Annotated in this window: 20 protein-coding genes; 9 read left to right on the plus strand and 11 right to left on the minus strand. The window is 68.9% G+C overall.

Annotated features, from left to right (window positions below):
- Window positions 1–119: 119 nt before the first annotated feature.
- Entirely contained in the window at window positions 120–1,058 is a 939-nt protein-coding gene (locus MJ777_RS06335) for a DMT family transporter (RefSeq protein WP_239308891.1), read from the minus strand.
- Between the two features lie 157 nt (window positions 1,059–1,215).
- Here MJ777_RS06335 and MJ777_RS06340 point away from each other — a divergent pair, with 157 nt between their 5' ends.
- Window positions 1,216–1,668, plus strand: coding sequence for an Lrp/AsnC family transcriptional regulator (locus tag MJ777_RS06340; protein ID WP_239308893.1), 453 nt, complete (start codon window positions 1,216–1,218; stop codon window positions 1,666–1,668).
- Window positions 1,669–1,923: 255 nt separating this feature from the next.
- On the opposite strand, the gene MJ777_RS06345 is transcribed toward MJ777_RS06340, so the two are convergent.
- On the minus strand, window positions 1,924–2,352 hold the full coding sequence (locus tag MJ777_RS06345) for a hypothetical protein (protein ID WP_239346704.1): 429 nt from the start codon (window positions 2,350–2,352) through the stop codon (window positions 1,924–1,926).
- Between the two features lie 91 nt (window positions 2,353–2,443).
- The gene (locus MJ777_RS06350) at window positions 2,444–2,869 is read right to left on the minus strand and encodes a cold-shock protein (protein ID WP_239308896.1); all 426 of its coding nucleotides are present in this window, start codon (window positions 2,867–2,869) and stop codon (window positions 2,444–2,446) included.
- A 281-nt stretch (window positions 2,870–3,150) separates the two neighbouring features.
- Here MJ777_RS06350 and MJ777_RS06355 point away from each other — a divergent pair, with 281 nt between their 5' ends.
- The 6 genes from MJ777_RS06355 to MJ777_RS06380 all read left to right on the plus strand — a co-directional run bounded on the left by MJ777_RS06355 (window position 3,151) and on the right by MJ777_RS06380 (window position 9,021).
- A complete protein-coding gene (locus MJ777_RS06355; protein WP_239308898.1) occupies window positions 3,151–3,897 on the plus strand; it encodes a tyrosine-protein phosphatase in 747 nt (248 codons plus the stop codon).
- 133 nt (window positions 3,898–4,030) lie between these two features.
- On the plus strand, window positions 4,031–4,981 hold the full coding sequence (locus MJ777_RS06360; protein ID WP_239308900.1) for a S1C family serine protease: 951 nt from the start codon (window positions 4,031–4,033) through the stop codon (window positions 4,979–4,981).
- Between the two features lie 40 nt (window positions 4,982–5,021).
- Window positions 5,022–5,558: a MarR family winged helix-turn-helix transcriptional regulator gene (locus MJ777_RS06365; RefSeq protein ID WP_239346705.1), complete on the plus strand. Its 537-nt coding sequence runs from the start codon at window positions 5,022–5,024 to the stop codon at window positions 5,556–5,558.
- A 274-nt stretch (window positions 5,559–5,832) separates the two neighbouring features.
- Window positions 5,833–7,143, plus strand: a complete 1,311-nt coding sequence (locus MJ777_RS06370) for a glycosyltransferase family 4 protein (RefSeq protein ID WP_239308904.1) — start codon at window positions 5,833–5,835, stop codon at window positions 7,141–7,143.
- Window positions 7,137–7,868 (plus strand): class I SAM-dependent methyltransferase, encoded by a 732-nt coding sequence (locus MJ777_RS06375; protein WP_239346707.1) that lies wholly within the window; start codon window positions 7,137–7,139, stop codon window positions 7,866–7,868. The genes MJ777_RS06370 and MJ777_RS06375 overlap by 7 nt, the downstream gene beginning before the upstream one ends.
- Window positions 7,855–9,021 (plus strand): hypothetical protein, encoded by a 1,167-nt coding sequence (locus tag MJ777_RS06380; protein WP_239311540.1) that lies wholly within the window; start codon window positions 7,855–7,857, stop codon window positions 9,019–9,021. The genes MJ777_RS06375 and MJ777_RS06380 overlap by 14 nt, the downstream gene beginning before the upstream one ends.
- Here MJ777_RS06380 and MJ777_RS06385 read toward each other — a convergent pair.
- Both MJ777_RS06385 and MJ777_RS06390 read right to left on the minus strand, forming a co-directional pair.
- Complete coding sequence (locus MJ777_RS06385) at window positions 8,980–9,597, minus strand: class I SAM-dependent methyltransferase (protein WP_239311538.1); 618 nt, start codon at window positions 9,595–9,597, stop codon at window positions 8,980–8,982. The genes MJ777_RS06380 and MJ777_RS06385 overlap by 42 nt on opposite strands.
- A gap of 15 nt (window positions 9,598–9,612) precedes the next feature.
- Window positions 9,613–11,100 (minus strand): FGLLP motif-containing membrane protein, encoded by a 1,488-nt coding sequence (locus MJ777_RS06390; protein ID WP_239374062.1) that lies wholly within the window; start codon window positions 11,098–11,100, stop codon window positions 9,613–9,615.
- A gap of 22 nt (window positions 11,101–11,122) precedes the next feature.
- On the opposite strand from MJ777_RS06390, the gene MJ777_RS06395 reads away from it, so the two are divergent.
- Together MJ777_RS06395 and MJ777_RS06400 are read left to right on the plus strand one after the other, a co-directional pair.
- Window positions 11,123–11,776, plus strand: a complete 654-nt coding sequence (locus MJ777_RS06395; protein ID WP_239374065.1) for a hypothetical protein — start codon at window positions 11,123–11,125, stop codon at window positions 11,774–11,776.
- A gap of 347 nt (window positions 11,777–12,123) precedes the next feature.
- Window positions 12,124–14,226 (plus strand): hypothetical protein, encoded by a 2,103-nt coding sequence (locus MJ777_RS06400; RefSeq protein WP_239346562.1) that lies wholly within the window; start codon window positions 12,124–12,126, stop codon window positions 14,224–14,226.
- Window positions 14,227–14,336: 110 nt separating this feature from the next.
- On the opposite strand, the gene MJ777_RS06405 is transcribed toward MJ777_RS06400, so the two are convergent.
- The 6 genes from MJ777_RS06405 to MJ777_RS06430 all read right to left on the minus strand — a co-directional run.
- Window positions 14,337–15,506 carry an acyl-CoA dehydrogenase family protein gene (locus tag MJ777_RS06405; RefSeq protein ID WP_239346563.1) on the minus strand — a complete coding sequence of 390 codons (1,170 nt, stop codon included), beginning with the start codon at window positions 15,504–15,506 and terminating at the stop codon, window positions 14,337–14,339.
- Window positions 15,503–16,333 (minus strand): 3-hydroxybutyryl-CoA dehydrogenase, encoded by an 831-nt coding sequence (locus MJ777_RS06410; RefSeq protein WP_370652663.1) that lies wholly within the window; start codon window positions 16,331–16,333, stop codon window positions 15,503–15,505. The genes MJ777_RS06405 and MJ777_RS06410 overlap by 4 nt, the downstream gene beginning before the upstream one ends.
- A 378-nt stretch (window positions 16,334–16,711) precedes the next feature.
- The gene (locus MJ777_RS06415) at window positions 16,712–17,068 is read right to left on the minus strand and encodes a hypothetical protein (protein ID WP_239311528.1); all 357 of its coding nucleotides are present in this window, start codon (window positions 17,066–17,068) and stop codon (window positions 16,712–16,714) included.
- Between the two features lie 580 nt (window positions 17,069–17,648).
- A complete protein-coding gene (locus MJ777_RS06420; protein WP_239311526.1) occupies window positions 17,649–18,248 on the minus strand; it encodes a hypothetical protein in 600 nt (199 codons plus the stop codon).
- A 235-nt stretch (window positions 18,249–18,483) separates the two neighbouring features.
- Window positions 18,484–20,964 (minus strand): SpoIIE family protein phosphatase, encoded by a 2,481-nt coding sequence (locus MJ777_RS06425; protein ID WP_239374082.1) that lies wholly within the window; start codon window positions 20,962–20,964, stop codon window positions 18,484–18,486.
- Window positions 20,965–21,101: 137 nt separating this feature from the next.
- The coding region (locus MJ777_RS06430) for a hypothetical protein (protein ID WP_239374099.1) at window positions 21,102–21,294 on the minus strand (193 nt) is incomplete at its 5' end.

A 21,294-nucleotide genomic window follows, 5' to 3' on the forward strand; every position in this document is an offset into this window, starting at 1 on the left:
CGGCGAGCCGGACAGCTGGCTTCCGCAACACGCCCTGGTACGGCTTCCGCGGGAAGGTGGTCGGCGGACCGGCTTTTGATCGTCCTCTCCGAGCTATGACGCCCTCAGGACGAGCCCCTTCAGGCGCGCTTGCTGACCGGGGCCGGCTCAGGAACTGCGGCTTTCGCACCGGCCGTTCGGCGCTCGACCAACCCGAGCGCTACACCGGCAATGATGATCACACCGCCGAGGATCTGCGCGAGCCGCACTGTCTCCCCATTGATCACCACAGCGCCGAGCACACCGAACACCGGTACCAGGTTGAGGATGTTGACCGCGACGCTCGAGGCCATCCGGCGCAGGCCGTAGTTATAGAGGAGAAAACCGCCGACAGAACACGCCACGGCCAGATAGGCGAGCAGCTCCGAAACCGTGACGCCCGGCAGCCGCCACTCCCCGATCTCCAGAAGCGAGGCGAGCAGGAAGCCGACAGCGCCCGCGACGGTCTGGTAATAGGTGAGGTTCACCGCGTCCTGCCCGCGGCCCGCGTACTTGCTCAGCACGTTGTACCCGGCCCACACCAGCCCGCCGAGCAGCAGCAGGACATCGCCGAACCAACGCGCGCTGCCCCCGACTTCCGCCCCGTTGCGCACGACCAGAAAGGCTCCCCCAACGGCGATCAGCACGCCAACGACCCGAAAGGGCGGCATCCTGATCCGGAAGAGCACCCGTTCCAAGAGCATGGTCATCAGCGGATAGGAGGCCACGATCAGGGACGCGTCGGAAGCGGTCGACAGATCGACGCCGATGTTCTCCAGCACGAAGTAGGCCGTGATGCCGAGCAGGCCGCTCAGATAGATCATCTGCCGCTGGCGGACATCCGGCCGGGCAACCGGGTTGCGGCGCGTGCGCACCATGATCCCGAGTGACACAGCGGCGATTGTGAAGCGGATGGCCCCGATGGTCAGTGGCCCGACTTCTGCCAGCACCTCCTTGGTCACCGCGTACGAACTGCTCCAGATCAGCGCGGCCGCCACGACAGAACAGATCGCCAAGGCCTTTGTCGTCCGCTCATCCACCCTGATGTCCCTTCCCCTCCGAGCTCCACGACTCCGCCCGGACCGCGTAGCAAGAAAGCGAATCACGAACGGAATTATTGCAATGATGCTAACAATCAATCCAATGAAATGGCAGATTGGCCGAATATAATTCGGCTTTTCAGAAAGGTGGCAGAACATGGACGAACTAGATTCGGCGTTACTACGGCTTCTCCAGCAAGACGGTCGGCGCACCAACCGGGACCTGGCGCAGAAGCTGGGGATCGCCCCCTCCACCTGCCTGGAGCGGGTGCGCTCCCTCCGCGAGCGCGGTGTGCTGCTCGGATTCCACGCCGACGTGGACCTCCCCTCGCTCGGCCGGGGGCTACAAGCGATCATCGCTGTGCGGGTACGGCCCCCCACACGTGCGGTCATCGAGCAGTTCCAGGCGTTCGTGGCGCGGATGCCCGAGGTGATCGCGGTCTTCGTGCTGACGGGCACCGACGACTTCCTTCTCCACGTGGCGGTTCGCGACGCCGACCATCTCCATTCGGTGGTCCTGGACAAACTGACTGAGCTCCAGGCGCTCGCGGACGTACGCACCTCGGTGATCTACGGGCACTCGCGGAAGAACGTCATCGAGCCAATGTGAGGCTGTGGGCGCACGTCGTGGGCTAGGCCGTTGACCTGTGCGGACGACGGGTTGGGAGCATGGCTGCTCGACATGGTCGCCGGCCGGACAGCTGTTTCGCCCAGTAGCGCCTTGAGCGACCGGCAACAGGGGACGCGGCGTCGCGAGGCTGGGGCACGCGCCTCACCTCATCGCTGCCCATCCATGGCCGCGCGGTGCACGGCTGCCCCGGCTTGCCGGTCGCCCCCACCATCTCCGGTGACTTCCCGCGCCGCCTCACGCGGAGAAGCCGCCCACGCCGAAGAAGGAGGGGCGTGGGGCAGCAGCGCCGCTGAGCACAGTGCTGGTCAGCGGCTGCCGCGCGCTGGCGAGCGGCACCTGGAAAGTAGTGGCCACGCTGGTGATGAGGGGCGTCCCAAGGCTGCCTACCACCACGACGACCAAGACGATGAACAGCGATGAACAGCGATGAACAGCAGCGAGGGAAGCAACAGCCCCGGCTTGGACCGCGGCCTGGCGGAGCGCCCGCCAGGCACGGCACCCACCAGGCAGCGTCCCTGGCCAGAAACCCGTGTGAAGACCGAGCGGATGCTGCTCTCCGGCCCCCAGCGCACGGTAGAAACATTCACCTGCCGCCGTGCCAGCCGCGGGCGTCAACGGAATGGCGACGGACAGTATCCCGACGCCCGGCGTTCTCGCTCTCAACGGATAATTCATCCATCGGATGACAACGCCGAACCGCGTACCGCCGCGGGCATCACGGCAGGCCCACCCGCCGGACCAGCCGGCCGGAGCGTCAGGATTCGACCCAACCGCGCGCCCGCGCGAGGTCGAGGAGCCGCTGCCGTATCTGGCCAATCTGGCCACCGGTCAACGTCGGTACCCCCTCGACAAGTATCTCAGTGAGCACATGGAGAAACTCGGCGGTGGTCAGGACATCGCACATCTCGTCGTCGTCGGTGCCCGAACCCGCAAGGTTCGGGCTGGTGGCACGGGGAAAAAACGGGCCGACCCCGGCCCGGTCAACAAGACGGACAGCTGAGGCCTTCAGACCCTTGTCACCCTCCTCCGCTTTGAACTCGACAAGTACGCCGGGCCGGAACAGATACTTTTCATCCTCCAAATCGTTCACATGCATGAAGATGTCATCGCCGCCCTCGTCAGGCGCGATGAAGCCGTAGCCACGAATCCCGTCGAACCGCACGATCCTGCCAGTACCCACCGCATCAACCTCTACCTCAGGGCGAACGTCCCAAACCGTGAGACCGCACGCACATTGCCAGCTGAACCCAACCAAGTCAACCGCTGACACACAGGAAAGAGCAAATGATCATCATGCTGGCGGTGGATCACACGGGCGGTCCGCGCCGGCCAGCCGGTCGCATGAGGCCGTCTTCCGCTGACCTGGCACGGTTAGGCTGGGAAGCTCAGACGCCCCGGCCGCGGCCGACCGACCGACCGCCAGTGGCACCGGCGTTTGCCCACCGCGACCGAAGGGGTTTCGTGACCGACCGTTGGATCCACCTTGATGGCTGTGACAACGCCCGCGACCTCGGGGACCTGCCCACAACGGACGGTGGCTCGACCAAGCGGGGGCTTCTGATCCGGTGCGACACGGTCCAGCAGCTGACGGTGGAGGGTACGGACGTACTGCTCAACGGGTTCGGTCTACGCACCGTGCTGGATCTGCGGACGCCGAGGGAAGCGGCGGCCGAGGGCCGCGGGCTGCTCGCGGAGACCGCGGTCCGTTACCGCAACGTGGCGTTCGTTCCCGACGTCTATCTCGTGCCCGGCGACCCCGAACACAAGGTGATCGTCGAACAGCGATCCAGGCAGGAGACGGTCGAGCACTACGTGGACTATCTGACCCGTCCCGGCAGCACGGTGCCGGCGGCACTGCGGCTGCTCACCCAGCCAGCTGAGCTACCGGTCCTGTTTCACTGCGCGGCGGGCAAGGACCGCACCGGTGTCCTTGCCGCGCTCGTTCTGGATGTCGTCGGGGTCCGGCGCGAAGCGATCGTCGACGACTACGTCCTGACCAATGAACGGCTGCCGCGGATCAGGGAACGCCTGATCGCGATGCCGACCTACGGCAGGAGCGCGCGCGGCGACATCGGTTGCCGGCCCGAGACGATGTGGGCCTTCTTCGAGACCGTCGACCAGCGCTGGGGCGGCACGGCCGGCTGGGCGCTCGACCATGGCATCACCCAGGCCGAGCTGGATGTCCTGCGGAAGGCACTCGTCGACTGACGCCCCGCCTTCCCTGTTCCCTGTCCGCCCTGGGCGGACAGGGAACAGGGAAGGCCGCTCGACGCTGCGATGTTGCAAGCGACGTAAGCATGTAATCAGATCGCTTGTCTGGGACCGGCGCCGGGAGGCCGTGATGCAGGATCCGATGGACGCCTACTCGCAGGTGGTGACCAGGGTCGCCGCCGCGCTCTCCCCCGCTGTCGCGAGCCTGCGGGTACGGACCAGCGCGGGTGCGGGCGCTGGGTCCGCCGTGGTTTTCACCGACGACGGTTTCCTGCTGACCTCCGCCCACGTCGTCGACAGCGGCCTGCCGGGCAGGGAACGGAACGCCGTGACCGGCACGGCTGAGTTCACCGACGGCACGGAGCGGGTCGTGGACGTGATCGGCGCCGATCCGCTGTCCGATCTCGCCGTGCTGCGCGCCCGCGGTAGCACGCCTCCGCCGGCCACGCTCGGCGATGCCGCAACGCTTGCCGTCGGCCAGCTCGTCGTCGCCGTGGGCAATCCGCTGGGGCTGACCGGCAGCGTCACGGCAGGGGTTGTCAGCGCGCTCGGCCGGTCGCTGCCGACCCGGGCCGGCGCGACCGTCCGTGTCATCGACGAGGTGATCCAGACCGACGCCGCTCTCAACCCGGGTAACTCCGGCGGCGCCTTGGCCGATGCGAACGCCCACCTCGTCGGCGTGAACACCGCCGTCGCCGGGATCGGCCTCGGGCTCGCCATCCCGGTCAACGACACCACCCGCCGCATCCTCGCCGCGCTCATGCGTGACGGTCGGGTCCGGCGGGCCTATCTCGGGGTGGCCAGTTCCCGGGCTCCGCTCCCGCCGCACCTGGCGGAGCGGTTCGGCCGCCGGCACGGCGTACGGCTGGCGGAGGTCGTGGTGAACAGCCCGGCCGGACGGGCCGGGCTGTTCACCGGCGATCTGGTGCTCTCGGTCGCCGGGCGGCCGGTCGCCGCATCCGGCGACCTCCAGCGCCTCATGACCGAGGAGACCATCGGAAAACCGGTCGAACTGACCGTATGGCGGCGCGGCGCGCTCGTCGACGTCATCGTCGTCCCCCAGGAACTGGTGCTCACCTGATCGACACGGCATCAACCGCGAAAGTCGTTACCATGCGGTAATGACCGTGCCCATACGACCGGCCAGCGGCCCACCATCGACCGGACGCGGGCGCTACCCGACCACCGCCAACCATGCGGGTACCGGTAGCGCCCCGTATGACGAGCGCCTCGACCCGGTGTTCGTGGCCATGCTGCGAACCTCGATAACCAGGCTCGCGCGCTCACAGCGGGCGGAACGCCAGCGTGACCCACGGGCGCTGCCGTTCAGCCTGATTTCAGCCCTGTCCACGCTGCAACGGCTGGGGCCGCTGACGCCGACGCAGCTCGCCCACGTCGAAGGTGTGCGTAAACCGTCGATGACACGCGCGCTGGCAACGCTGATCGAACGTGGCCTGGCGATCAAAGAAAACGACGAATACGACGGTCGCCAGTGCATCGTGCGGATTTCCGACCAGGGTCTCACCGCCGTCCAGGAATCCCGGCGTGTCGTCGACAGCTGGTACTCCCGCCGCCTTCGCCAACTGAGCCACCAGGATCTGGCGGACCTCATGCGCGCCGGTGGCGCACTCGCCCGGCTCGCCAGCGAGACGACCTGAACCGCTCAGCGCGGGCCTGGCCGCGGTCCCCAGGCGCTGGACGGGCTGGCCGGCCTCGGCCTCGGCGCGCGGGCCCGGGAGCCGTTCCCGGCCGGCAACGCCCAACGGGTATCCGCAGTCCGGAGCGCACTCCCGAGAAGATCCACCGGATATGCCCTACTGTGCCGGAAACAGCTCCGCGCCGGCTTGGAGCGCCTGGCAACAGGGGACGCGAGCTGGCACCGGCGGGAAACAGATCTGAGCCCATGGATCTGAACCTACGGAGAGGACACCGTTGCGGATCGCGTTGCTGTCATACCGCAGTCTGCCCACCTGCGGCGGTCAAGGCGTGTACGTCCGGCATCTCTCCCGCGAACTCGTCATGCTGGGCCACCACGTCACGGTGGTGAGCGGGCCACCCTACCCCCTGCTCGACCCCGGGATCGAGCTGCGCATGCTGCCCAGCCTCGACCTGTACGCCGAGCCCGATCCGTTCCGCTGGCCGTCCCCACGGGAGCTGCGCACCGTCGCCGACGCCGTCGAGTTCGGCCTGATGCGCACCGGCCAGTTCTCCGAGCCGCTGGCGTTCAGCATCCGGGCCGCCCGTGCGCTGCGACCGGATACCGGCCACCCACCCCGCTTCGATATCGTCCATGACAACCAGGGCTTGGGCTACGGCCTGCTCGCCCTGCGCTGGGCGCTGCGCCCGCACGGCGTTCCGGTGGTGGCGACGGTGCACCATCCGATCACCGTCGATCGCCGGCTGGCGCTGGCTGCCGCACCGGACCGGACCGCGCGTGCCGGCATCCGCCGCTGGTACTCCTTCCTGCCGATGCAGGCCCGGGTCGCTCGCAGCCTCGACGGCATCATCGTTCCGTCCCAGAGCTCCCGCCAGGAGATCATCCTCGACATGAGGGTGGCCGCGGCGGCGATGCGCACCGTCCCGCTCGGTGTCGATGCCGACGTCTTTCGCCCCGCCACCGCCCCGGCGTCGGCTTTGGCGTCGACGCCAGGGCGCATCGTGGTCGTGACCAGCGCGGACGTACCGCTGAAGGGGCTGGGAGTGCTGCTGGAGGCGCTCGCCAAGGTCCGGGCCGAACGTGACGCCCACCTGGTGTGCGTCGGTGCGGCCCGGCCGGGTGGCGCTATCGAGCACCAGGTCGACGACCTCGGCCTCACCGGCGTCGTCACGTTCCGCCCGAACCTGTCCGAAACGGAACTCGTCACGCTGCTGCGGTCAGCGGAGCTGGCCGTGGTGCCGTCGCTGCACGAGGGCTTCAGCCTGCCCGCGGTCGAAGCGATGGCCTGTGGCGTGGCACTGGTCACGACCACGGCCGGTGCGCTTCCGGAGGTGGTCGGGCCGGCCGGGCAGGCCGCCGCGCTCGTCGCGCCCGGGGACGCCGAGGCGCTGGCCGCCGCGATCGGACGGCTGCTCGACGACCCGGCGCTGCGAGCGCGGATGGGCGCCGCCGGCCGCACCCGGGTGAAGGAGCGCTTCTCCTGGCGAGCCGCGGCCGCCGCGACCGCGGCGTGGTATGCGGACCGGATCGACGCGGTCCGGTCCGGGCGCGAGCGCTCCTCGGCGGCCGGCCCGCACCCATGCTGACGGTCGACTTCGACCGCTACCCGGTCACCGAGGGCTGCCGTCTGCTCGATCTCGGCTGCGGCACGGGCCGGCATGGTTTCGAGGCGTTCCGCCGAGGCTCGGAGGTGGTCGCGCTCGACCACGCGGCGGCCGAGGTCACCGGTGTCGGGCAGATGTTCGCCGCGATGGCCGCGCAGGGCCAGGTGCCGCCGGCGGCACGGGCCGCCTGCGTGCGCGGGGACGCGCTCGCGCTGCCGTTCGCCGACGCCACCTTCGACCGGGTCATCGCCGCGGAGGTGCTCGAACACATCGCGGACGACGCCCGCGCCATGGCGGAGCTGGCCCGCGTGCTGCGCCCCGGCGGGCTCGCCGCGGTCACCGTCCCGGCCTGGCTGCCCGAGCGGATCTGCTGGCGCCTCTCGACCGCTTACCACAGCGTGGAAGGCGGGCACATCCGCATCTACCGGCAACGCGATCTACTGGCCCGGTTACGCGCCGTGGGGCTCGACCCCGTTGACAGGCACACCGCGCATGCTCTGCACGCTCCGTACTGGTGGCTGCGCTGCCTGGTGGGAGTGCACAACGACGGCCACCCCGCGACCAGGCTCTACCACCGGGTGCTGGTCTGGGACATGATGCGCCGGCCGTGGCCCACCCGCCTCGCCGAACGGGTGCTCAATCCGCTCATCGGCAAGAGCGTCGTGTTCTATCTGCGCAAACCGGAGGTCCCGCGTGCGGCCGGTTAAGCCCACCCCACCGCTCACCCCGGACGCGATCGCCGAGACCGCGGCCACGATCGTCGCCGTCCAGGAGCCCGACGGCGCCATCCCCTGGTATCCGGGCGGGCACACCGACCCGTGGGATCACCTCGAGTGCGCGATGGCGCTACGGATCGCCGGCCGGCCAGACACCATCGAAGCCGTGGACGCCGCCTGGGAGTGGATCCGCCACACCCAGCGGGATGACGGATCATGGGCGACCAGCTACGTCGCCGGTCAGATCAAGGACGACTTCGCCGACAGCAACCAGTGCGCCTACGTGGCGACCGCGGCCTGGCACAGCTGGCTCGCCACCGGCGACCGTTCCTTCCTGCGGCGGATGTGGCCGGTCGTACGTGCCGCGCTCGACTTCGTCGTGGGCCTGCAGGCCGCCGGCGGCCAGATCTGGTGGGCACGCTCGGCGGACGGCACCGCCTACCCCGAGGCGCTGCTCACCGGATGCTCCAGCACCCTGCACAGTCTGCGCTGCGGGCTCGGTCTCGCCGCCGCGCTCGGCGAGGCGGTGCCCCGCTGGGAGGCGGCTGCCGGCGCCCTGCACCACGCTCTGCGCGACCATCCGGAGCGCTTCGTGGACAAGCGCCGGTGGTCTATGGACTGGTACTACCCGGTGATCGGCGGCGCGCTGCGCGGCCCGCGGGGCCGGGACCGGCTGCGTAGCCGGTGGGACGACTTCGTCGTCGACGGCCTCGGCGCCCGGTGCGTGGCCGACCAGCCGTGGGTGACCGGCGCCGAGACCTGCGAGCTGGCGATCGCGCTGCATCTGGTCGGGGAGAGCGGCGCCGCGGCCGGGCTGCTCGAAGACATCCAGTTCCTGCGGCACAACGACGGCAGCTACTGGACGGGCTGGCAGTTCGCCGAAAAGCTGTACTGGCCACCGGAGCAGAGCACCTGGACGGCCGCGGCGGTGCTGCTCGCCGTCGACAGTCTCACCGGCGGCGTCACCGAGGCCGCGTTCCGCGGGGACGGCCTGCCCGCGCGACGATCGGCATCCGGTCCCGGCGCGGTGGGTGCGGCAGCGATCCCGCTCGGCTGTTCCTGCGGCCGCGGCTCGGCCGGCCGGCCGCCGGAAAACCTCCGGTCAGGCAGCGCGTTCGAGGACCCGCAGCGATCCCGTGCGTGACCGCTCGGTGAAACCCTCGCCCAGCGCCCGCTGAAACACGGCGAAAGGCGCCTGACCGCCGTCCGCCGGGTCCGCGAACACATCATGGATGACCAGCCGGCCGCCGGGCGAGACGTGGCGCGCCCAGGCCTCGTAATCGGCCTGAGCCTGTTCGTGGGTGTGCCCGCCGTCCAGGAACAACAGCCCGACCGGCGTCGTCCACCACCGCCCCACCGCCTCGGACCGGCCGACGACCACCGTCACCACATCCGCCACCCCCGCGTCCGCGAGGGTACGCCGCAGCGCCGGCAGGGTGTCGAGCCGGCCCGTACGGGGATCGACGAGGGCCGGATCATGGTACTCCCAGCCGGGCTGGTTCTCCTCCGAGCCGTGGTGATGATCGACGGTGACGACCGCGGCCCCAGCCCGCCGGGCCGCCGCCGCCAGATACAGCGTCGACTTTCCGCAGTAGGTGCCGATCTCACAGATCAGCACGCCCGCGGGCACCTGCGCCGCCGCGGTGTACAGCGCGAGCCCCTCCCCCGCCGGCATGAAGCCCGTCGCGGCCTCGGCCGCCTGCCGCAACGCACCATCCACGCCCACTCCTCGCTATTAACGGATCTTGCTTAGCGTGACCGTGTCCGGCTCCGCCGTCCTCCTGATCGTGAGGGGCATGGTATCGGCGTGATTATGATCATCCGTGCCGTCGTCATGGCTGTTCGCAGGCGCCCTGCCGTCGCCATCCACAGCGTCGCCATCACCGTTGTCCATGTTGTCTATATTGTCTGTGCCATCCGGGCCATCCGGGCTATCCGGGCCATCCGGGCCATCCGTGTTATCCGTGTTATCCACTTCGTCCGGGTGGCCGAGCAGGCGTGCCGGCATGATCCGGAAGAAGGCCCAGAAAAGCACGGAGAGAACCGCGAACCCGCCGAACAGCCAGGCCGCTCGCCGCCAGACCTGCCCATCGCCCATCCCGAGCAGCCCGGAGGGGTCAAGCACCAGGATCGCGAAAAGTGTCAGCGCGACGCCACAGGTCGCGGCCCAGGCCAGGCGGCTCCACTCCCACAGCTTGCGGCCGTCCAGGTAGTGAATGGGCAGCAGGACGACGGGTGCGGCCACCACCGCGCCCGCCACCACCTGGCACAGCACGTTCTCAGTGACCGCGAGGGCGAACGCGCCCTGGCCGGAGCCGTGCCGCCGCAGGGCCGCCACCACGGGGACACGCACCAGCCACGCGGCCACCGCGACCGCCAGCATGACCAGCGCACCGACCAGCACGGCCCGCCCCTCGTCACGCGGGGCCAACCGCCGCCCGCCCCGGGCGCGGTACTCCGCGATCAGCCCGTACACATAGCCGGGGTTGAACGCGGCGCCCCAGGACAGCAGCGCGCAGCCGACAGCCACGACAGCGGCGCCCGGCAGCACCTCCAGTTCACCGCGCCCGCCACCGGACGCCCGCCGCTGGTAGGTGTCGATGGGCTTGCTGTAGAGCAGCATGCCGACCGGGATCGCCACCGCGAAGCCCAGCACGAGCGCGACAGTCGCCGCGTTCACCCCGGCTCCCGGCTCCACCAGCACCGCAAGTGCCGTGGCAAGCAGGAAGAAGCCGGCGATGAGCAGCGGCCGCGGCAGCCGCCCGGCCCTGGCCGGGAACGGCGACGCCCAGGCGAACCAGCGGCGCAGGGTCTCGCGGTTGTGGTGGATGGTCTTGTGGAACAGCTCGGCGGCGAAGCCGACCAGCGGCAGCAGCAACACAGCCAGGCCGGCCATGGCGCCCACCCGCGCGGGGCGGCGGAAGACCTCGCCGGGAGCGGGCAGGGCACGGGCATAGCCGGAACGCAGCCGCCCACCCGCCTCGCCCGATCGATCACCCGGTTCCCCGGAACCGCGCGGGCCGCTGGTAACTGCCGTCCCCAGCCCGGCCGACCCGCCCGTTCCGCCAGGGCCACCGCCACCAGCCGCATCCGCCACGCCACCGGCCGCGGCCCCCGGCAAGCCCCCGGAGGCCGCGTCGGAGCCGGAGCCTGCGCCGGGCACGGGCTGTGCTGTCCCGCCGGTGGGAACCCCCCCGGCGTTGGTCGCGTCGGGTGCCACCACGGTCTGTATCGGCGCCCCGGCCGTGCCAGCTGCCGTCACACCAGCAGCGGACGTGGTCGCCGCGGGGCCACCGGCCGCGCTGGCCACCGGGCTGGCCGGGGTGGCCGGGGTGGTGCTGGGCTGGGGAGCCGGGGTGGGCTGGGGAGCCGGGGTGGGCGACGGCACAGGCTGGACCACGGTGAACGTCGCCGAGGCAGAGACCGCGGAACACGCGGCGGTGACCGAGTGTGAACCAGCGGCCGCTCCCATCGGTACCCGGAAGGTGAGGCTGAAGCCGCCGGAACTGACCGACGCCGTCCCCACGGCCTGGGTCCGGTCCCAGGACACGTCTACTGCGGGAACCCTCGTGCCGGTGCAGCCGAACCCCGTCCCGGTCGCTGTCACGGAAGCCCCGGCCGGCCCGGACACAGGGGTGAGCGCCATCGACGGTCCCGCGGCCGCGGCCGCGGCGGTCCGCACGGCCGCGTTGGCTGGCGGCACCGACCCCCAGCCAACCGTTGCCGCCACGCCCAGTATCGGGAGGAGCACGGCAAGCAGCCATGTCCCTGCCGGGCTCCGGCCACCAGCGACATTGCGCACTATGTGCCTTGTGTCCACGCCATCCTCCGCCCCGACAGGCCGGCGCCGCTCGCCTCATCCGCGGCCGGCCATGGGGGCATTCCTCGGCAGCCGCTGATCAGCGCTTTACGGCGTGTTTGGGAAGCCGTCAGCCATCGCCGCGCGACGCACGGGTGCCCCGACTCGCCGGTCAACGCCCACCACCTCCGGCGCATCCCCGCGCCGCCTCGCGATGCACGCACCCCAGCCCCGCTCCTTGATCCACGCCCCTATTGCCGGGCGCTCTTATTGCCTGATGCGTTGCCTGGTTCGGCCGACTACAATCAGCAATATGCCAACGCGTGGCTGAACATCGAGTGACGTTACGCGATCCGGGCTGGCGGCGGGTTCGACGGAGGTGGTTACGCGGTCAACACGCACCGCCGCTAGTCTGGCCGGCAAACGATCGGCAAGGAAGGCGCGGACATGCGTACACACTTCGAGCCCGAGCAGTCCAACGAATTCGAGGCCGCGAAGGAGCTGTTCATCCGCCGCTGTTCGGTGTGGGCGGGCGAACAACAGCTGACCGTTGATCCGTTTATCCTGGATGCCGCGCTGGACTTCCGCCATTACAGCGTCGATGGACGGCTCGGCTTCTGGACCGTCGACCTCGTCCGGGCGTTCCTGCTCGACTGGATACCGCGGCAGGTGTCGGTCAGCGCGGACGACGCCGCCGATATCCCGGACATGCTGCTCACAATGCTGCGTTACCTGCACCACACCGCTCTGGATGATCCGACCGGCGACGCCCTCCCCGACATCGAGACCGCGATCGCCGCCACCGCCGGTGACACGTTCCGGCAGGCGATGTCCGACGAACGCAACTTCGGCATCGCGAAATTCTGGGCCATGCGGGCAATCACCTCCGGTATCGACCCGACCGACGAGGTCGCGATGCGGCGCTTCGCCGACAGCGCCCGCGCCGGCCGGGTCGAACACGATGATGCGATTCTCAACGACATCGTCACACGGCATCTGCGTGGTGACGGCGGGCCGCCCGCGCGCGCCTGCTCCCAGCTGCCGGTGTCACTCCCGCCGGAGCACGAGCTTGCCGCGATGGCGGAGGACAACCGGCTCGTCCGGCAGCTGCGTGCGCTCACCGACTGGGTCGGCGCCGGCCGCGCGTTGACCGCGACCGGCCAGCTCAAGCTTGTCGACGCCCGTGAGCTGATCGAGCTGCTCGGCACCGGCGACACGGTCGACCCCGTCGTCGGTGGCCGGGTCTGGCGGACCAAGAGCAGTACGGAGCTGGCCGGGCTCATCCTGGTGGTCGAATGGGCCAAGAAACTGCGGCTGATCCGGGTGGTGAAGAACCGCTTGGTGCGGGTCGCGAAGTCGCAGCCGCTGCTGCGTGCCAGCCTGGCCCTGTGGACCGCGGCGTTCAACACGTTCAACGAGCTTGCCGACGCGGTGGTGCAGCCACGGGTGTACGGCCATGCTCCGGGCATGCTCCACGACGTCTTCGACGAAGCCGTGCCCGACGTCCTCAACACCATCTACGGCATGCCAGCGCCGGTGCCGGTGAAACGCCTGGCGGAAAGCGTCTGGCTGTCCTGCCAGGCTGCCTTCGGCCTCGACGACGAGGACGAGGACGAGTCCCAGCAGTCGATCTGGCGGCAGACGGTCGAAGCCGATCTGAGGCGGATGCTGCGGATACTGGCTGAGGCCGGCGGGGTGGAACAGGCGATCGGACCGGCCGATCCGATGTTCCTTGAGGATCTCGACGGCTCCGATGACCTCGACGGCTCCGATGACCTCGACGCGAATGACTTCGCCGCCAGCCTCCAGAGCATCTCCACAGGTCTGCCCCCGGACGCCCGGGAACGGCTCCGCGCCGCGCTCGCTCCCGACGCCGGGCCCGTCGAGACCGTTGCCCTCAGCCACCTGGGGACCCATGCGGTCCGCGTCCGGCTGCTTGCTGAAGGCCGCTACATGCCCCTCGTCGGCGAGCTGACCGACACCGACCCCGCGCGGCTGCTTGGCATGATCGCCCAGCATTACACCCCGGAAACCGGCCGGGAGGAGATCCTTCGCTGGCTGGCCGCCCACGGTGGCGAGGAAGCCGGGCTGGACAGCCTGCTCGACGCGGTACGGTCCTGCTCCTTCCGCCATCGGGCCGCCGCGATGCTCGATGCGCTGTGTACGGCCCAGCCCGATCGGACAGCCCTGCTCCAGCGGCTGCGCTCAGACGCCGCGCTCGGATCGATCGCCGTCCAGTTCCTCGTTGAAGATGAGGAACTGGACCCGGATAGCCTGACCGAGCGAGAAAGCCTGCTGGCCGTGACCGAGCAACTGATCCAGCTGCTTGAGATCGCCGGCCCGGACGCTGTCCGCGAATCGTTCGCGCAGGCAAGCAGCAGCGACATGCGGGATCTGTTCGGCGCGCTGCTGGGCTCCGGGCATCCCGACGCCACCGGGTTGGATGAGCTACGCAGGCTGGTCGTCGAGCCACTGCAGCACCGTGGCAACCGCCGCCCGGCTCGCAAGCGGCCGTCACGCTCCGTGCGTTCCGTACGGCCAAAACGGTAATCAGCTCCAGCCGGCCACGCTCCTAACGGGCTACGGCTACGTGGCCGGCGCTGGGGCGCGTCTGATGGATCGTCGATCGCGCGGGTCAGCTGCCATCCATCAGACAGGCCCTAACCGAGCAGGCGCCGAGCCATGATCACTCGCTGGATCTGGTTCGTCCCCTCGTAGATCTGCGTGATCTTCGCATCGCGCATCATCCGCTCAAGCGGGAAGTCGCGGGTGTATCCCGCGCCGCCGAGCAGCTGGACCGCATCGGTGGTGACCTCCATGGCCACGTCCGAGGCGAAGCACTTCGCCGCCCCCGACACGAACCCGGCATCTGGATCGCCACGCTCGGCCTTGGCCGCGGCCACGTACACCAGGTGCCGAGCCGCCTCGATCTTCATCCCCATATCAGCGACCATGAATTGCAGGCCCTGGAACTCGGCGATGGCCCGCCCGAACTGCCGGCGTTCCTTGACGTAGACGATCGCCGTGTCCAGCGCGCCCTGGGCGATACCCACCGCCTGCGCGCCGATCGTGGGGCGGGTGTGATCCAGCGTGCGCAGCGCGGTCTTCAGCCCGGTGCCCGGCTCCCCGATGATCCGATTGGCCGGGATCGCGCAGTTCTCCAGATGGATCTCTCTGGTCGGCGAGCCCTTGATGCCGAGCTTGCGCTCCTCCAGACCCACCGAGAAGCCGGGATCGTCCTGGTGGACCGCGAACGCCGAAATGCCCTGGGACTTCTTCGCCGCGGTCGGGTCGCTGACCGCCATCACCGTGTACCAGCTGGACTGGCCGGCATTGGTGATCCAGCACTTGGTACCGTTGAGCACCCAGTAATCACCATCCAGCCGTGCGCTGGTACGCATGGAGGCGGTGTCCGAACCCGCTTCCCGTTCGGACAGCGCATAGGACGCCATGGCCTCACCCGCGGCGATCGAAGGCAGCACCTGCTTTTTCAGTTCCTCGGACGCCGCAAGCATGATCGGAACAGTCGCCAGCTTGTTCACCGCCGGAATCAACGAGGAAGATGCGCAGACCCGCGCCACCTCCTCGATCACGATGCAGGCCGCGACCGCGTCCGCGCCCTCGCCGCCGTACTCCGCCGGGATGTGCACAGCGTGGAAGCCGGACCGCGTCAATGCGGCATGTGCTTCGGTTGGGTAGCGGGCCCGCTCGTCGACGTCGGCGGCATACGGGGCGATCTCCTTTTCCGCCAGCCGCCGTACCGCCTCCCGCAGGGCCTGGTGTTCCTCGCTCAGCTGATACACGCCAGTGCCGGCGCTCGCCGGGGTCACGCGTCGACCTGACCGTACTCGTAGAAGCCGCGGCCGTTCTTCTTCCCGAGCAGGCCGGCGTCAACCATTCGCATGAGTAAGGGGGGTGACGAGTACAACGGCTCCTTGAACTCAGCGTACAGCGATTCGGCGATCGCGTTCACCGTGTCGAGACCGATCAGGTCGGCCAATGCCAGTGGGCCCATGGGATGCGCGCAGCCGAGCACCATCCCGCTGTCGATATCGGCCGCCGAGGCAAAACCCGACTCAAGCATTCTGATGGCGGACAGCAGATATGGTACGAGCAGGGCATTCACCACAAAACCGGCGCGGTCCTGAGATCGGATCGCCCTCTTCCCGAGCAGCTCACCGACAAAGGACTCAGCCCTGGTCTGGGTCTCCTCATCGGTCAACAGGGATGGCACCAGTTCAACCAACGGCAGAACGGGCACCGGGTTGAAAAAATGGATACCGATCACGTGGCGCGGCCTGCTGGTCGCCATCCCGAGCTTCATGATGGGAATGGACGACGTGTTGGACGCAAGGATCGCGCCACGGTCAGCGACCACCTTGTCAAGATCCCGGAAGATCTCGACCTTCAGCCGTTCGTCCTCCACGACGGCCTCGATCACCAGCTGACGGTCGGCCAGTTCGTTGAGGTCCGTCGTGAAGCTCAACCGCTCCAACGCCCGGTCACGGTCATCGACCGACAGCTTGTTCCGCAGCGCCGCGCGGCCCAGTGAACTGACCACCTGGCCATGGCTTGCCGCGGCCCGGCCCGTGTCCGTTTCGACGACTGTCACATCGAGACCCGCTCGGGCACATACCTCGGCAATGCCCGAACCCATCAGGCCACCACCTACCACGCCGATCCTTGTCACATCGACCACTGAGCCACCCCTGGAATCCCGGTCCGGTTTGGCACGCCCGGCAATAGGGGCGCTCGTACGCACGGCAGCCGACAGCACCCACGATCGCTGGGCGTCCCACACGGGTTCCCGCGTGGCACATCACACGAAGTGGTCGGCTCTCGCAGCTGCACTGTAGCGGCACCTGGTGTCGTTAGGAAGCGGATAGCCACAAGAAGTGTTGGATAAGGTCTCGCGACGCGGCGGATTCAGCGGATCAACGACTGGTCCGCCGCTCCCGATCACGACAGGCGGCGCGGTACGGCGCACCGCCCGGGTGGCTCGGCGCGAACCACGGGGAAGAACGCCGCACCAGGGTCATGACGCTCTCTTCCTGCCGTTGGTGCTGTCCGCCCTGCTGCTGAAGACACGGGTCAGATATTCCGTGCGCAGCACACCCCGCCCTTCCGCCCCGATATAACCAACGTCCTTCGTGAGGTAGCCGTCGGGATAGCTGTAGGAGGCTGCGGAGATCTCTCCCGTCCTGCTCCACCAGGCCTTGCGCTGAGTGCCACAACGGTCACATTCATGCGTCACGTGGTAGGCCCTGGCTTCTTTGTCCCAGGCCGCCGTATGCGGCTCCCACCGATGACCCATCGTGCGGCACTCTATGAAGCCGGCAGGAAGATCATGTGCCCAGTCTTCGATATTCCGGTGCGTTTTCTGCGCTGCCATATCGAGTTCTCCACCTCCGCTAGGTACTTGCCACGTCTGCGACTGCCCGGCCTGCCTCGTAACACGTTGCCAGCGATCGGAGGATCCACGCCCGAACACCCACGCTGTGTGGTCCGTGTCGCGGGTCCGCACGGTGGTCAGACTCTCGATACCACGTTCCGTTATGCCGGCGCATCTCCCTCGGCCCTGGCTGCCCGCCCGCCAGCCGCCCCGAGGCGAGTCGACGACTGTCTGGACGCGCGTGCTGGGTGCTCCGCTACCAGCCGGCAGCTCGCCGCGCCGGGACCGGGCACGACCTGGAACAACATTTTGGATCTTCATCCCGGCCCGGCCGGCCGACGCGCTGGCCCAGACCACGCGACGCTCCCGCGGCGGCCAGACGCCGCGGGAATCCACCCGCTACCCGGCCACACCGACACGATCACAATTGTCGCCGGGGCCGGCCCACCGCCCGCCGCCCGCCGTCACGGTCGCACCGCCGCACCGCCGCACCGCCGTGCTGGCGTGCGGTGGCTGGTTACCGGGCACACGCTCGGGAACGGTTATCCGCGGACCAGGCACACGGCACACATCACCATGATTACCGGCAGGCGACCCGGTCACTGCGGCGCGTCGGAATTGCCCCGCCCTGCACGGCGGTACTGCACTGAGTAAAAACGAGCACAATAAGATTGGGGCTGGTGGTGCCACCGGCGAGAATCTCGACGCTCTGGTTGTGCCCCGTAAAAGTGACCTTCGTTCTCCCATCGGACGCGGACTCCTGGAAGAGCTTGTAACCGACACCGGGCAGGGCCTTCCGGTAGAAGTCGGCTGCCGCGGCCGGGGTCACTCCCTTCAGGCTGATCGACGCGTCGGTGGGCTTGCTGTTGGTGAGTGTGTGGGTCGACCCGTCCGGGAACGGAAAATTGCCCGGGACGATGGACGTACTGAGCGGGTCGGCGCTGGCCGTCGCGGTCGGTTGCGCGGACTGGGTCTGGACCGCCGGCGGTGATGACGACGCCAGCGTCAGATCGGTGGGCAGATCCGTGGCGGGGGGGCTCGGCGGTGCCGCGGTAACCGCCGCGTCCCGCACGACCGCTGGCGTCGAGCCGCTGCCGCCGCACGCTCCGGTCAGGAGCGTGAGACACACAGCGGTGCCGACAGTCACCATGCGGCCCTGGAACGTTCCGGCCCGGCTCATCCAACCTCCGTCACCCACGCGCTGCGCGCGTACCCCCTACGACCCACCGTCCTGACGGGCCTGGCGACGCCCGGCACGGCCCCGGCCGCGCAGCGCCCGAACCCACCGCGACCAGGACAACCAAGGGCTGTCGGATGCTACTTAACCACTGCCGCCGAGCGCGCCGCCGCACGGGTGCGCGGTCTTGGCCGGCGACCGTCGAACACGGACAGCGACGGCCGATCGGTACCGACCGTCAGCCAGTGGGGAGCGGCTGTTCAGCCCAGATCGTCTTTCCATGGCGGGTATGACGGGTACCCCAACGCCGGGTGAGCTGGGCGACCAGGAGCAGCCCGCGTCCACCCTCATCAAGGACACGGGCCCGGCGCAGGTGCGGCGCGGTGCTGCTGGCGTCGGAGACCTCACAGATGAGGCTGTCGTCAAGGATCAGCCGCAGCTGGAGCGGTGCCCGAGCGTGGCGGATGGCGTTGGTGAGCAGTTCGCTGACGATCAGCTCGGTGATGAATGTGGCCTCGTCCAGCCCCCAGCTGGCGAGCTGACGGGATGCCTGCGCACGGGCGTCCGCGACGACGGCCGGCTCTGCCGGCAGATCCCAGCTGGCGACCTGGCCCGGGTCAAGGGCACGTGTCCGGGCGACCAACAGCGCGACGTCATTGCTTGGACGGTCCGGCAGCATGGTCGCGAGGATGGTGTCGCAGATACTCTCCAGCGAGCCCGCGGAATCGGCCAGCACCCGGCGCAACGCGCTTTGGCCCGCGTCGATGTCGCGGTCACGGCCCTCGACGAGTCCGTCCGTGTAGAAAACAAGCAGGCTGCCCGCGGGCAGATCGAAATCAGCGGCCTCGAAGGGCAGCCCGCCCACGCCCAGTGGAGGACCGGCCGGCAGGTCGAGGAAGTCGACGGTGCCGTCCGGGGTCACGATGGCGGGCAGGGCATGACCGGCGCGGGCCAACGAACACCGACAGGACACCGGATCGTACACCGCGTACAGACACGTGGAGACAAGACCGTCACCAGTATCGCCGGACATGCCCGTTGACGCCGGGCTCTCCTCGGCCGCCAGCCGGATGACCACGTCGTCCAGGCGGGTGAGCAGCTCCTCGGGAAAAAAATCAACATCGGCAAGCGTGCGCACGGCGGTACGGAGCCGGCCCATGGTCGCGGCCGCGTGCAGCCCGTGGCCCGCGACGTCACCGACAACCAGCGCGACGCGGGTGCCGGACAGCGGGATCACGTCATACCAGTCACCACCGACACCCACCTCAGAGCTGGCTGGCAGGTAGCGGGAGGCGACATCCACCGCCGTCTGCGCGGGCAGCCGCCGCGGGAGCAGGCTGCGCTGCAGCGTGAGCGCGGTGGCGCGTTCATGGGTGTAACGACGGGCATTGTCGATAGCGACTGCTGCCCTGGCAGCGAGCTCATCGGCAAGGATGAGATCATCGTGCTCGAACGCCTCCGGATGTCGATGACGAGCAAGAGTCGCCACACCTAGAGTGGCGCCACGGGCACGCAACGGCACGAAAAGCATCGAGTGAAACCCGTACTCGCGGGCCTTGGCGGTCCGGACGGCATCCGCGGCGACCCAACGAGCCATCACCGGGTCAGAGATCTGGTACAGCGCGGGCCGGCCGGTCACCAGGACGCGGGCGGGGGGCGAATAGTCCGGATAGACGTCGGCCTGCCCCAGCTCCACCACAACTTCGGGACGGCCTTCGATGATCGACTGGTGCGCGGCACGGCACAGGGTGACCGTGCCCGAGAACGGACCGGCAACCGGCTCATACCCCTGGCGTACCGATTCGAGCAGATCCACGCTGGCCCAGTCGGCGAGTCCGGGAACAACCACCTCCACCAGTTCCCGCGCGGTCCGGATCACATTCAGCGTACTGCCGATACGGCTACTCGCCTCGTTCAACAAGGCCAGCCGCTGCTGGGCCCGGTGCTGCTCGCTGATGTCGAACGCCGCGCTGTACACGCCTCGGATCAGCCCGTCTGGATCCTTCAGCGGCGAGATGCTGATGGCCAGTGCCTCGCCGTAAAGATTGATCAGAGTAGGGGCGAAAACCCTGTAACGCACCGGCTCGCCTGTCTGCGCCACCTTGCGCAGCTGCTCGACGACCGCGTCGAGGGCGGGCCCACCGGGCAGCAGCTCGGTGAGCTGGAGCCCGCGTTCCTCGCCCTGGTCGATGCCGAGCTGACGGCACGCCGCGGCGTTCAGCCGGCGGATCCGCAAGTCCACGTCGTAGACCGCGAGATACAGCGGGGACTGGTCGAACGCCCAGTCCAGCAGCGGCCAGTCGCCGTCCTTCTTATCCTGCTGCTCGTGATTTTTCCGCATCTGCCGCTTCTGCCGCCCCGCCAGCACCGCACTAATGATCCAGGTAATCTTTCCATCGTCAGCCGGTGACGGTTGTGCCAGCAACTCGACCCGCAGATGCCGGCCGTCCCGGTGACGCACAACCGCCTGGCCGCTCCATACCTCCAGCGCCGCGCTGGACAGCCGCACGGTGTCCGGAATATCCTCGGCGAGGAGGTCTGCCGCCGCCCGTCCGAGGACCTCGGCCGGCGGGTAGGCCAGCAGCTGCCGAGCCTGTTTGCTCCACTGCGTGATACGCCCCTGTGCGTCAACCGTTGCCGTGGCGGTCTCCGCCACATCAAAAAGCTCGTCGATTCGGTTGCCAAAAGTAGCAACGTGCACGTCATCCGACTCGTCCACATCTCGGTCCTGCCCAACGAGTTCCCGCATGAACCGGCCGGCCGGGCGCTACCCAGACAATCATGATCCGTTCGCTCTCCGCGACCGCATCGTCGTCCCGACACGCGTTCCGGGCTGTCACTCATGCCATCAGCGCGCTAACGGCCAGCATGCTGATTGATGAGATCAAGAGGCTCCGGTTGTCGTCGGCCCAGGTAGCGGTGTCCCACCTGGGCCGACGACAACGAGGCGAGGCGCCGACCGGGCGCCGCGAGCCGGACAAGTCCTATTGCCGGAGCCTCTAAGAGCGCCCGGCAATAGGGATGTGGATCAAGGAGCGGGGCTGGGGTG

Origin of the sequence: Protofrankia sp. Cj5 (assembly GCF_917627405.1) — a bacterium.
In the GTDB taxonomy this organism is placed as follows: Bacteria; Actinomycetota; Actinomycetes; order Frankiales; family Frankiaceae; genus Protofrankia.